Source organism: Novosphingobium sp. MBES04 (assembly GCF_000813185.1).
Classification (GTDB): Bacteria; Pseudomonadota; Alphaproteobacteria; order Sphingomonadales; family Sphingomonadaceae; genus Novosphingobium; species Novosphingobium decolorationis.
On the sequence record NZ_DF850491.1, the window covers coordinates 78,363 to 90,204 of the forward strand.

The 11,842-nt window shown below is 62.4% G+C and carries 11 protein-coding genes and 1 pseudogene; 7 read left to right on the forward strand and 5 right to left on the reverse strand.

Going from position 1 to position 11,842, the window contains the following annotated elements:
- Positions 1–101: 101 nt before the first annotated feature.
- Positions 102–1,514 carry a diguanylate cyclase gene (locus tag MBENS4_RS23325; protein WP_036526763.1) on the reverse strand — a complete coding sequence of 471 codons (1,413 nt, stop codon included), beginning with the start codon at positions 1,512–1,514 and terminating at the stop codon, positions 102–104.
- 299 nt (positions 1,515–1,813) lie between these two features.
- On the opposite strand from MBENS4_RS23325, the gene MBENS4_RS23330 reads away from it, so the two are divergent.
- The 5 genes and pseudogenes from MBENS4_RS23330 to MBENS4_RS23350 all read left to right on the forward strand — a co-directional run bounded on the left by MBENS4_RS23330 (position 1,814) and on the right by MBENS4_RS23350 (position 6,040).
- Positions 1,814–2,146, forward strand: coding sequence for an ArsR/SmtB family transcription factor (locus MBENS4_RS23330; RefSeq protein ID WP_039396652.1), 333 nt, complete (start codon positions 1,814–1,816; stop codon positions 2,144–2,146).
- Positions 2,147–2,157: 11 nt separating this feature from the next.
- A complete protein-coding gene (arsC, locus tag MBENS4_RS23335) occupies positions 2,158–2,586 on the forward strand; it encodes an arsenate reductase (glutaredoxin) (RefSeq protein ID WP_039396656.1) in 429 nt (142 codons plus the stop codon).
- Positions 2,586–3,873: pseudogene (locus tag MBENS4_RS23340) on the forward strand (arsenic transporter). The gene arsC and the pseudogene MBENS4_RS23340 overlap by 1 nt, the downstream one beginning before the upstream one ends.
- Positions 3,873–4,619 carry an arsenical resistance protein ArsH gene (gene arsH / locus MBENS4_RS23345; protein ID WP_039396659.1) on the forward strand — a complete coding sequence of 249 codons (747 nt, stop codon included), beginning with the start codon at positions 3,873–3,875 and terminating at the stop codon, positions 4,617–4,619. The pseudogene MBENS4_RS23340 and the gene arsH overlap by 1 nt, the downstream one beginning before the upstream one ends.
- 44 nt (positions 4,620–4,663) lie before the next feature.
- On the forward strand, positions 4,664–6,040 hold the full coding sequence (locus MBENS4_RS23350) for an alkaline phosphatase PhoX (RefSeq protein WP_039396662.1): 1,377 nt from the start codon (positions 4,664–4,666) through the stop codon (positions 6,038–6,040).
- An 81-nt stretch (positions 6,041–6,121) separates the two neighbouring features.
- Here MBENS4_RS23350 and MBENS4_RS23355 read toward each other — a convergent pair whose 3' ends face one another.
- Complete coding sequence (locus MBENS4_RS23355; protein ID WP_199904466.1) at positions 6,122–6,619, reverse strand: DoxX family protein; 498 nt, start codon at positions 6,617–6,619, stop codon at positions 6,122–6,124.
- A gap of 377 nt (positions 6,620–6,996) precedes the next feature.
- On the opposite strand from MBENS4_RS23355, the gene MBENS4_RS23360 reads away from it, so the two are divergent.
- Both MBENS4_RS23360 and chrA read left to right on the forward strand, forming a co-directional pair.
- A complete protein-coding gene (locus MBENS4_RS23360) occupies positions 6,997–7,335 on the forward strand; it encodes a PadR family transcriptional regulator (protein WP_052322753.1) in 339 nt (112 codons plus the stop codon).
- Complete coding sequence (gene chrA / locus MBENS4_RS23365) at positions 7,304–8,512, forward strand: chromate efflux transporter (protein WP_242405111.1); 1,209 nt, start codon at positions 7,304–7,306, stop codon at positions 8,510–8,512. The genes MBENS4_RS23360 and chrA overlap by 32 nt, the downstream gene beginning before the upstream one ends.
- A gap of 217 nt (positions 8,513–8,729) precedes the next feature.
- Here chrA and MBENS4_RS27725 read toward each other — a convergent pair whose 3' ends face one another.
- From MBENS4_RS27725 to MBENS4_RS23375, 3 genes are all read right to left on the reverse strand, one after another.
- Positions 8,730–8,954 carry a DUF4113 domain-containing protein gene (locus tag MBENS4_RS27725; protein ID WP_445321537.1) on the reverse strand — a complete coding sequence of 75 codons (225 nt, stop codon included), beginning with the start codon at positions 8,952–8,954 and terminating at the stop codon, positions 8,730–8,732.
- 137 nt (positions 8,955–9,091) lie between these two features.
- Positions 9,092–10,123 carry an alcohol dehydrogenase AdhP gene (adhP, locus tag MBENS4_RS23370; RefSeq protein ID WP_039396668.1) on the reverse strand — a complete coding sequence of 344 codons (1,032 nt, stop codon included), beginning with the start codon at positions 10,121–10,123 and terminating at the stop codon, positions 9,092–9,094.
- Between the two features lie 72 nt (positions 10,124–10,195).
- Positions 10,196–11,584, reverse strand: a complete 1,389-nt coding sequence (locus MBENS4_RS23375) for an NAD-dependent succinate-semialdehyde dehydrogenase (RefSeq protein WP_039396671.1) — start codon at positions 11,582–11,584, stop codon at positions 10,196–10,198.
- Between the last annotated feature and the right edge of the window lie 258 nt (positions 11,585–11,842).

The window sequence follows — 11,842 nt, forward strand, 5'->3', positions numbered from 1 at the left end:
GTTATGCAAGCCACGCAAGTGGCGGTCTCGAGCGATACCGCCACCGATAAATCCAGGAAACTTGGAGCCTGATGCCCGTAAACATCTGGGTGTAAAGAACGTCATGTGGCAAGCGGCCAAATCCCCTTCCCGCCTTCTCCATAAATCGGGGCGAGTTCCACCGTGTTGCGACCTGCGGCCTTGGCCCGATAGAGTGCCTCATCCGCGGCCTTGATCAGGAATTTCTGATCGGGATGGCCGGAATGCAGGGCAATGCCGATCGACGCGGTGACACTGAGGCCGCCCGAGCTTCCCGTTTCGAAAATATGGCCCTCCATATCTGCCCGAATGCGCTCCGCTATGTTGGCCGCAGCCTCGATGCCTGTCTCGACTAGGACGATCAGGAACTCCTCGCCCCCGTACCGGAAAACGAAGTCCGTCGCCCGGACATTCCCGACGATCACTTGTGCCACCTGCCGGAGGACTTCATCACCGACCTGATGGCCGTGCCGATCATTGATCGCCTTGAAGTGGTCGATATCGACCAGCATGACGCTGAGCGCTGTCCCGTTCTCCTTCGCGAATGTGACCTCGCGGCCAAGTATGGCAGGCAGGAAACGGCGGTTAAGGGCACGGGTCAGCGGATCGCGTCCTCCTTCCATGGTGCTTAATGTCTGGAAGAGATCAGCGACCAGGAAGGAAATTTCGTCAACTGCGGCGCGCAAATCCGCCAAGGCGGATGAGCCATCCTGACGCTTACGGGGAGCATCCAGCTCTGGCAGGAGCATCTCATCGATGCGCTCGACAAGTCGGACCACAGTGCTGAACTGCGCCGATTGCTCAAACATGAACTGTGCCCGATGCCGAAGCCAAAGTCCGAAGGCGGAATCGCCCAAGCGGAGCAACCCGCCACCAGGGCCAGCTTGCAGAAGCGCGAACAGTGTGTTCTGGCTCCACTCCATCAGGCTGGCGCGCTGCGTCTCTTTGTCGACTGCAGCGTCCTGATCCAGAGAGAAGAGCCGATAGGCTTCATCTAGTCTCGCTCTTGCCGTGGTGTCCTTTACATAGGACTGGCTGATGAGCATGACGGCCGTGTCCATTCGCGCATCAGCAAGTTGAAGCGCGCGAATGCCTACCAACGGATCGACTGCCTGACCCTGCAGCAATTCAGCGAGCCGTGTCTTGATCACCAGCGCGCCTGTCATTACGAGATGGACCGGAATCTTGATGCGAGCGTGGACTTCGCCAATGATCTTCTGGCGGGCCTGCTTTTCGGGGGAGTCGCGAATGTCCTGTCCGGAAAACAACTGCGTGAGCCACTCAATGAGGGAAGAGCTGAGCCTCTCCTGCACCACAGCGTGGTTCAGGAACTGGGCAGCCTCCTGGTCACGAAGCAGCGTATCGTAGAACAAAGCGACGAGTTCACGGCCATGTTCGGCAGCCATCTCCGCGAGAAGTTTGAGCGGCGCATGGGAGTGCCGGCTATGGGCGGGCAGCTTCGCCGACCCTTTGATCCGCTCTTCGTCCGTAAACATCAATGTGATCCTTTCCGCGCCCCTTTAGGGGGCGTCACATAAAACGGGCACAGATATACGCTAAGGCCTGAGGGCGTCGGAAAACACCTGGGGCTGTTGAAAAATGCGCCGCTCGCGGCCGGGTACGGTTGAGGGCGGAATGACACCCTAAGGTTTTGCGATCCCGTCTCGCATGGGATCGACAAACGGGACGCCCTAACCCTTCCCCAAAACCCGTCGCCGGGTGAGCGGTGAGACACCTGATCCACGAATGGGTAAGCAAGACTAGCGACACGCCATATATCCGCTATGCTAGAATTATGGAAACTGGTTCGGCCATCGCTGCACTGGGTGCTCTTGCGCAGGGCACGCGCCTCGATGTGTTCCGCCTGCTGGTCCGCCACGAACCTGCTGGAATGGCGGCCGGCGAAATCGCCCGTCAGCTCGACGTGCCACAGAACACCATGTCGGCACACCTCGGCATTCTCGCCCGCGCTGGCTTGGTCCGGTCTGAGCGCCATAGCCGATCGATCATCTACCGGGCCGATCTGGACGGCCTGCGCGCGCTGACGCTGTTCCTCGTCAAGGACTGCTGCGCCGGCTCGCCTAAACTGTGTGCGCCACTCCTCGCCGAACTCGCCCCCTGCTGCTGAAAGGACGCCCCGTGGCCGTCGATATCGTCATCTATCACAACCCCGCGTGCGGCACGTCACGCAACACCCTCGCCATGATCCGCAATGCCGGCATCGAGCCGCATGTGGTCGAGTATCTGAAAACCCCGCCCGCCCGCGCGCTGCTGGTCGCACTGATCGACCGCGCCGGCATGACGCCCCGCGAGCTGCTGCGCGAGAAGGGCACACCCTATGCAAAGCTGGGCTTGGGCGACACGTCGCTGTCTGACGACGCGTTGGTGGACGCGATGATGGCGCATCCCATCCTCATCAACCGGCCGCTGGTCGTCTCGCCGATCGGCGTGAAGCTGTGCCGACCGTCCGAAGCCGTCCTCGACCTGCTGCCAAGCGGCCAGCTAGCCGCATTCGCCAAGGAAGACGGCGAACAGGTGGTCGATGCGTCAGGCCAGCGCGTCGCCTGATGCTCCTTGCCGTCCTGATCTTCGTCGCGACGATCGCGCTCGTCATCTGGCAGCCCAAGCGCCTCGGCATCGGGTGGAGCGCGATGGGCGGGGCGGTCGTGGCGCTGCTTGCAGGCGTCGTCACCCTGTCCGACGTGCCGGTGGTATGGGGCATCGTCTGGAACGCAACCGCCGCGTTCGTCGCGATCATCGTCATCAGCCTGTTGCTGGATGAAGCCGGGTTCTTCGAATGGGCGGCACTGCATGTCGCGCGCTGGGGCGGGGGGGCATGGTCGCCGGCTGTTCGTCCTGATCGTGCTGCTCGGCGCAGGTGTATCCGCGCTGTTCGCCAATGACGGTGCGGCGCTGATCCTGACGCCGATCGTCATCGCTATGCTGCGGGCGCTCGGCTTCAAGGACAGAGCCACGCTGGCGTTCGTCATGGCGGCGGGGTTCATCGCTGACACCGCCAGCTTGCCGCTGGTCGTCTCGAACCTCGTCAACATCGTGTCGGCCGACTTCTTCGGGATCGGGTTCGGGGAATATGCGTCCGTGATGGTGCCGGTTGATCTGGTGTCGATCGCCGCTACGCTGGGCGCGCTGCTGATCTTCTTCCGGCGCGATATACCGCAGGATTACGATGTCGCGGCGTTGCGCGCTCCTCATGCCGCGATCCGGGATGCCGCGACCTTCCGCGCCGGATGGATCGTCCTCGCGCTCCTGCTCGCCGGCTTCTTCCTGCTTGAACCGCTGGGCGTGCCAGTCAGCGCCGTTGCCGCTGCCGGCGCGATCCTGCTGCTGGTGATCGCCGGGCGAGGCCATGTGATCCAGACCGGCAAGGTGCTGCGCGGAGCGCCGTGGCAGGTCGTGATCTTCTCGCTCGGCATGTACCTGGTCGTCTATGGCCTGCGGAACGCAGGGTTGACCGACCATCTGGCAGCGCTGCTCGGTCGCACCGCGCAAGGCGGCGTGTGGGGTGCGGCGCTGGGAACCGGCCTGATCGCGGCCGTCCTGTCGTCGGTGATGAATAACATGCCGACCGTGCTGGTGGGCGCGCTGTCGATCGACGCCGCGCACGCAACCGGGGCGGTCCGGGAAGCGATGATCTACGCCAACGTGATCGGCTGCGACCTCGGCCCCAAGCTGACGCCGATCGGCTCGCTCGCAACGCTGCTGTGGCTGCACGTCCTGGGACAGAAGGGCATTCGGATCGGGTGGGGCTATTATTTCCGGGTCGGGGTGACGCTCACCGTGCCTGTCCTGCTCATCACACTGGCGGCGCTCGCGCTGCGAATTGGGATTGCCTGATGCCTCTGCGTGACCTTGCCGACCCCGATCATCTGCCAGCGCTTGATAGGCGCTATGCGATCGATCGTCCCGCCCTTGGGCTGGGCGCTGGTGATCCGCCGCCCCGCATCCTGCTGCTCTACGGATCGTTGCGCGAACGATCCTATTCGCGCCTGTGCATCGAGGAGGCGGCTCGCCTGCTCCGCTTCTTCGGCTGCGAGACGCGCATCTTCGACCCGGCGACGCTGCCACTGCCCGACCAGCACGCAGGCGACGATCACCCTGCCGTCCACGAGCTGCGCGAGCTGTCGATGTGGTCGGAGGGACAGGTGTGGTGCAGCCCCGAACGCCACGGCCAGATAACCGGCATCATGAAGCTGCAAATCGATCACCTACCGCTCAGCATGGGCGGGATGCGTCCCACCCAAGGCCGCACGCTGGCTGTCATGCAGGTGTCGGCGGGATCGCAGTCGTTCAACAGCGTCAACACGCTGCGCGTTCTCGGTCGTTGGATGCGGATGGTGACGATCCCCAACCAGTCGTCGGTCGCCAAGGCGTTCGACGAGTTCGATGATGCAGGCCGCATGAAGCCGTCGAGCTATTACGACCGGATCGTGGACGTGATGGAAGAGCTGGTGCGCTTCACCGTACTGCTGCGCCCACATACCACCCAACTGGTCGACCGCTACTCCGAGCGAAAGGAAGCCGGTGTACCGATCGATCCGGCAACGGACCTGTCGGCCATCGCCGTTGCTCCGGGGCGCTGATCGCCATTCACGCAAACGACCCAATCGAAGCCTAGGTTACAGCCATGCAGAACATCGCACCCATCGATCGTCGTTCCTTTATGGGCCTGACCTCACTCGCGTTTTCGGGCCTGGCGCTGAGCGGTTGCGCGACATCGAGCCTTTCTCGTTCATCGATCGCGGCAGGCTATGGCCCGCTGGAGGCTGACCCGCGCCAGCTCCTCGATCTGCCGCGTGGCTTCTCATACCGCGTCATTTCCGCCCTGGGCGATCCAATGGACGACGGTCTGCGCGTACCGGATCATGCCGATGGCATGGGAGCGTTCCGGCTCGATGCGCGCCGGGTAGCTTTGGTCCGCAACCACGAGCTGTCGCCGAAACATGGTAGCATCGGTCCGTTCGCGTCCGCTCGCAGCACAGGGTCCGGCTTCGACCGCGGAACGGACGATAGCTGGTTGCCGGGCGGAACGACGACCCTCGTGTACGATCAGATGACCGGCCAGGTTGAGCGCCAGCATCTAAGCCTCGTCGGCACGATCCGGAATTGTGCAGGCGGTATCACGCCGTGGGGAAGCTGGCTCAGTTGCGAAGAAGACGTGTCGCGCGCGGGAAATGGCTTGCGCGAGGATCATGGCTGGGTGTTCGAGGTTCCTGCCGCGCACGCGGGGCGGACCGAGGCCGTTCCGATGCGCGCCATGGGGCGCTTCAACCATGAAGCAGCCGCCGTCGATCCGCGGACCGGCATCGTCTATCTGACCGAAGATCGCGACGACAGCCTGTTCTATCGGTTTCTTCCTGCATCGCCCGGGCAGCTCGCGCGCGGAGGTCGCTTGCAGGCGCTGGCGTTCGTGGACCAAGCGCTCGGCACCGACAGCCGCAACTGGGACACACACACGCTGTCCGTCGGGCAGTGGGCCGATGCCCGCTGGATCGATCTCGACGGCACCGACAGTGCGAACGACGACTTGCGGAAGCGTGGCAATCTGGCAGGCGCCGTGCGTTTCGCCAGAGGCGAAGGCATCCATTTCGGGTCGGGCGAACTCTACTTTTGCTGCACCTCCGGGGGCGCGGCGAAGTTGAGCCAGATCATGCGCTACAAGCCGTCCGCCAGCGAGGGTCAGGTCGGCGAAGCCGACGCGCCGGGCAGGCTTCAGCTCTTCGTGGAGTCGACGAGCACCGCCATGCTGAACTTCGGCGACAATCTGACGGTCGCGCCGAACGGGCACCTTATCGTCTGTGAAGATCAATATACCGAGGTGGTCGACAACCACCTGCGCGGAATCACGCCGCAAGGGGCGGTCTATTCCTTCGCCCGCCTCCATGCTCAAACGGAGCTGGCCGGCGCGTGCTTCTCACCGGATGGGCGGACGATGTTCGTAAACATCTACAGTCCCGCCAAAACGCTGGCGATCACCGGCCCTTGGCACGCCGTCACCGCATAGCTTCGGCTGACGATCCAATATGCTTCCCCGGTCTCAATCACTGCCGGGGAAGCATCAACAGATTACGCCGCACCGTCTCGCTCAGTGCCCCGCGCGTCTTCCGAACCAGCGCCGGTCGAGCGACCAATCACCTGGCCCGACGATCAGCAGATACAGGCAGCCAAGGAGCATCGTCAGATCGGCGCGGGACTCATGCTGTGCGCTCCAGAAGCCGTAGCGTTTGAAGTCGGGGAGACTGAACGGCCCGAAACCCTCGCCGAGCAGGATCGGGAGCTTCGTCGAAACCAGCGCCACGATCATCGTGACAATCAGGGGAATCGTCGCCCACCTCGTAAATAGGCCGAGGATGATGAGGGCACCGCACACCAATTCCACCACGCCGACGAACGGCCCCATGATCTCGGCCCCGGGAATACCGATCTTAGCAAAGCGTCCAGCGCCGAGGATGTCGGGGAAAATAAGCTTCTGGATGCCTTCGGGGAAAAACACCACCAATCCCACCGCAAGACGGATCAGGATTGTCCATGGGCTGGCGTTGCTCTCAGCCCAGCGTGATCGCATCGTCATCGGTGATTTCATCCTTTTCTCTCTTTGGTTGCGACCCACCTTGAGGCAGCTCGGCCACCCAGCTCGCCAGCGATAAGTGACACCGCCAGCAGGAGCGTAGCGGCCACGGGTTCCTTCACGAGGAAGAACAGGCTCCCCCCACGACGAGGCCAAAAACGTTCACGCCGGCCCACGCCCATTCCGGCTTTGATATGCGTAACAACGACATCAGGCGTTCAGCAGGGCACGGCGTCCATCAACGTGGTCGTTTATGGGCGAAGCCATGTTATACCTCCGGTGAGACGAAAGGGACGATCGAAGTACGTGAGGGACCGTAAACCGACATTCTCAACGACGCTATCGGTTTTCGACATCGAAGTTCGTCTCTATAGCTCGCAGGATGATGATTGATGGATCACCGCGAGCTGTTGTCCGGCTTCGTGCGCCTGCACATCCTGCTTCATGCGGCCGACGCGCCGATCTATGGCCAGTGGATGATGGAGGAGCTGGCGCATCACGGCTACCGTCTGAGCGCCGGAACCCTGTACCCGATGCTGCATGGCATGGAGAAGAAGGGCTATTTGACCAGCCACGAGGAACGGCACGGTCGCGCGGTCCGCAAATTGTATGTCGCGACCGATCTTGGACGCGAAGCTTTGGAGATCGCACGCGGGAAGGCGCACGAGCTGTTCGGCGAACTGGTGGAAGGGCATGGGCGTGAGCGGCGCCCGGGAAACGATACCGCCTGATGCCAGCCGGGTCGGCGAGGTGTTCCTCGCCTTCCTCAAGCTCGGCCTCACCTCGTTTGGCGGACCGATCGCCCATCTCGGATATTTCCGCGACGAGCTGGTGCTACGTCGCAAATGGGTCAGCGAGGAAGCCTATGCCGAGCTGGTGGCATTGTGCCAGTTCCTGCCTGGCCCAGCGTCCAGTCAGACCGGCTTCGTGCTTGGCCTCCTGCGCGCAGGTCCGCTTGGCGCGCTCGCGGCGTGGACGGCGTTCACGTTGCCGTCCGCGCTGCTTATGCTGGCCGTGGCATCCGGCGCATCAAGCCTCCAGGGCGCCGTCGCGGCCGGCGCCATTCATGGCCTCAAGCTTGTTGCCATCGTGATCGTCGCCCAGGCGGTATGGGGAATGGCGCGGTCGCTTACTCCCAATCTCCGGCGCGCGGTGATCGCGATAGCGGCTGCCCTCGTCCTCGTCCTTTCGGGCGGGGCGATCGGGCAGGTCGCGGCCATCATCATCGGCGGATTAGCCGGCCTTGTCCTATGTCGCGATCTGGCGGCATCTCCCGGCGATGGCCTGCCGGTACGGGTTCCCCGTCGTGTGGGCGTCACCAGCATGATCCTGTTCGCGGTGATGCTGCTCGCATTGCCCGTCGTGAGTGCAGCGCTCGGCGGGCCGGGGTGGAACATGTTCGACATCTTTTACCGAGCCGGCGCACTCGTATTCGGAGGCGGCCATGTCGTCCTGCCGCTGCTGCGCGCTGATCTCGTTCCAACGGGTCTGATGACGGACGATCAGTTTCTAGCGGGCTACGGTGCCGCGCAGGCGCTTCCTGGCCCCTTGTTCGCCATCGCCGGATACCTTGGCCCGATTGCAGCCGGCAGCGCATGGGGTGCGCTTCCGGCGCTCCTTGGCGTGTTCCTGCCCGGCTTGCTGATCGTCATCGGCGTCCTGCCGTTCTGGTCGCGCTTGCGGCTTAATCCCGTCGCGCGATCGATCGTAGCGGGCGTGAACGCCTCGGTAGTCGGCATCCTGGCAATGGCGCTCTACGATCCGCTTTGGACAACCGGGATACGCTCGCTAGCGGACGTGGCGGCAGTTGGTGTGGGACTGGTCGCGATGATGCGCTGGCATATCCCGCCGATCGCGCTCGTTGTTACGATGGTCGTCTTCTCGGGAGCCGCAGCCGCACCGCTATGATGACTGCGCAAGGCCTTTCCCAAAAACGAACCCGCAGCGAGACAGCCGGGGAATCTGCGCCAATCGCGCGCGTTGCGACTCCCCGGTTTCCCAAAATCTGTTCCCGAATGGGTTTTCCCAAAATGGCCCGTTGAAGAGGGAGGAACGGGACGCCCCACAAACGTGCGTATGTGTGACGGAGCGCCTGTCTGCCTCGATCGGCATCGAACGGTGTCACCTAACTCGTCACACGATCTATGCACCCTAATCGGTCCCGGCTCGGGGCGGAATGACATGCGAAGGACCGATCTTTAGACCCCATGACTGCCCGAGCCTCGGAGGCTATTCGGGTTGTCCAGGCCGGGCTTTTTTGGGACCGCTTGGTGTCGAAAGACCGAGCGCCGCATCCTTGGGCGGCGAGGACAATGGTATTGCGGCCGATGCGTGCATTAATGCCATCCATCGCCGCCAGCAGACCGGGGGCCTTAGCGGTGTGTTTCTGGCGGAATGGCTCCGCTGTCGCCTACCGGGGAAAGTGAGCGACAACGGATCAGGTGCGCCATCCCGAACTACGGGATCGGCAAACCGAGGCAGGGATTGCTAGGCGTTCTCGAGATCGAGAACCACGCGTCCCTCGATCTCGCCCTTGTGCATGCGGGCGAAGACGTCGTTGATGTTCTCGAGGCTATCGGTAGTGACCGTCGCCTTGACCTTGCCCTGCGCCGCAAAGTCGAGCGATTCCTGCAAGTCGAGGCGTGTGCCGACGATCGAGCCGCGCACGGTGATGCCGTTGAGGACAGTGTCGAAAATCGAGATGGGAAAATCACCGGGCGGCAAGCCATTGAGCGATATGGTCCCGCCGCGCCGCGCCATGCCCATCGCCTGCTGGAAGGCTGTCGGGGAGACAGCAGTGACCAGAACGCCCTGCGCGCCGCCAATCTCTTTGGTGATGAAGGCCACCGGATCCACATCCCGCGCGTTGACGGTCAGCGACGCGCCAAGATCCTGTGCAAGCTTCAGTTTTGCGTCGTCGATATCGACCGCGACCACATTAAACCCCATCGCCTTGGCATATTGTACCGCCATATGCCCGAGACCCCCGATACCTGATATCGCCACCCAATCGCCCGGCTTCGTATCGGTGACCTTGAGGCCCTTGTAGACGGTAACCCCGGCGCACAGGATCGGCGAGATGTCGATGAAGCTAACATTGTCCGGAAGGCGGCCTACGTAATTGGCATCGGCCAGCACATACTCTGCGAAGCTGCCGTTTACCGAGTAGCCGGTGTTCTGCTGCTCGTGGCACAGGGTTTCCCAGCCCCCCAGGCAGTGCGTGCAGTGCCCGCAAGCGGAATAGAGCCATGGCACACCGACCCGGTCGCCCTCCTTCACATGGGTTACGCCCTGCCCGACAGCTACGACATGCCCTGCCCCCTCGTGTCCCGGGATGAAGGGCGGGTTCGGCTTGACCGGCCAGTCGCCTTCAGCCGCGTGAAGGTCGGTATGGCACACGCCAGTTGCGGCGATCTTGACGAGGATCTGGCCCGGCCCTGGCCGGGGCACCTGCACCTCCTCGATCACGAGGGGCTTGCCGAATTCACGTACGACGGCGGCTTTCATGGTGCTCTGCATTGGGGCCTCGCTTCATAAACAATAAAACGCTGTCGGCTTCGCCGATATGCGCAGTCCGTAAGTCAGGTATCCTCAGAATGGCGCGTCGATATCGACGATGTCGATCAGCTTGTGATTAACGAATTCCTTGATGCCAAGACCGAGCAGTTCGCGTCCATAGCCCGACCTGCGCACGCCGCCGAACGGCAGATCGGCTTTGACCATGGTCGGATGGTTGACGAAGACCATGCCGGTCGAGATGCGCCGCGCCACCTTGGCACCGTGGGCCGTATCCGACGTGAAGACCGAGCCGCCAAGGCCAAAGGGGGAATCGTTGGCGATGCGCACGGCATCATCTTCGTTCTTCGCTCGAAACAGCATCGAGACCGGGCCGAAGAACTCCCAGTGTCGCGCGGGATTATCATCGCCGATATCGGTCAGGATGGTGGGCTGCACGAAAGCGCCCTGATTGGGAATTTCGGGACCCACAGCAGTGGCCGTGGCGCCATGTTCGACCGCCTTGGCGATCATTTCTCTGAGACCATCCGCAGCCCGTTGGGAAGAGAGCGGCGCCAGAGTGGTCTCAGGGTCGAATGGGTCACCCATGCGCAACGCGCCCACACCTTTGGTATAGCTTTCGAGGAATTCGTCGTAGACCTCGTCGGCAATGATCATGCGTTTGGACGAGACGCAGACCTGCCCACCGTTCCAGTGCCTGCCGAACACTGCCCATTTGACGGTCTTTTCGAGGTCGGCGTCCTTTAGCACGATGAAGGCATCGGCGCCGCCGAGTTCCATGGTGGACTTTTTGAGCGCCCTGCCCGCTGCCGATGCCACGGCAGCGCCGGCAGCTTCCGAACCCGTCAGTGCGACACCCTGCACGCGCGGATCGTCGAGGATCATCTGTACATGGTCGTGATCGACGTAAAGGTTGATGAAAGCATGCTTAGGAAGACCGGCCTCCAGCATCAATTCTTCGAACGCCGCAGCGCACTGCGGCACGTTCGCCGCATGCTTGAGCAGGATCGTATTACCCGCAGAAAGCTGCGGCGCGATGATCCGCGCGATCTGGTAGTAAGGAAAATTCCACGGCTCGATCGCGAGCAGCACGCCAAGCGGATCATGGACGAGAACCGCATCGCCTTCGGCAGGGTCTGCGACGGGGAGCTTTTCGGGCGCCAGAAGCCGTTCAGCGTTATCCGCGTAATAGTCGAAGATCGCGGCGGACAGTTCGACTTCGGCGTGCGCCTCGGCGATCAGCTTGCCCATTTCCACCGTCAGGAGCGGCGCGTACTTGTCGGTGTCACGACGCAGGATTTGCGCCGCCGCGCGCATGACCTCAACGCGTTTGGCGAACGAGGTCATGCGCCACTGCTGGAAAGCCGCATCGGCATCCCCGATAGCTTGGGTAATTTCCCCGGCAGTCGCCGTCTCAAACGTCTTCAGGGTCTCGCCGGTGTAGGGATTGGTTGTCTCAAACATGCCAATTTTCTCTTCTGCTCGGTTGGCATCGGGAAATCTCGCCGCTGGTCAGCGGTTCGAGCATCGATGCAAACGCAATGTTAATGCCCTGCTTGGCTGCCCATGTGAGAGATTGGAACGCGAAGGACAATTATCACGACAAGCACATAACCTGTGCGTATGACGCACCTATGGCTGATCTCTTTGACGCGTGTCAACACCGGGATAAAAACGGGCCAGGCACCGGTTTAAAATGGGGCCAGTTGGGTTGAATAAAAA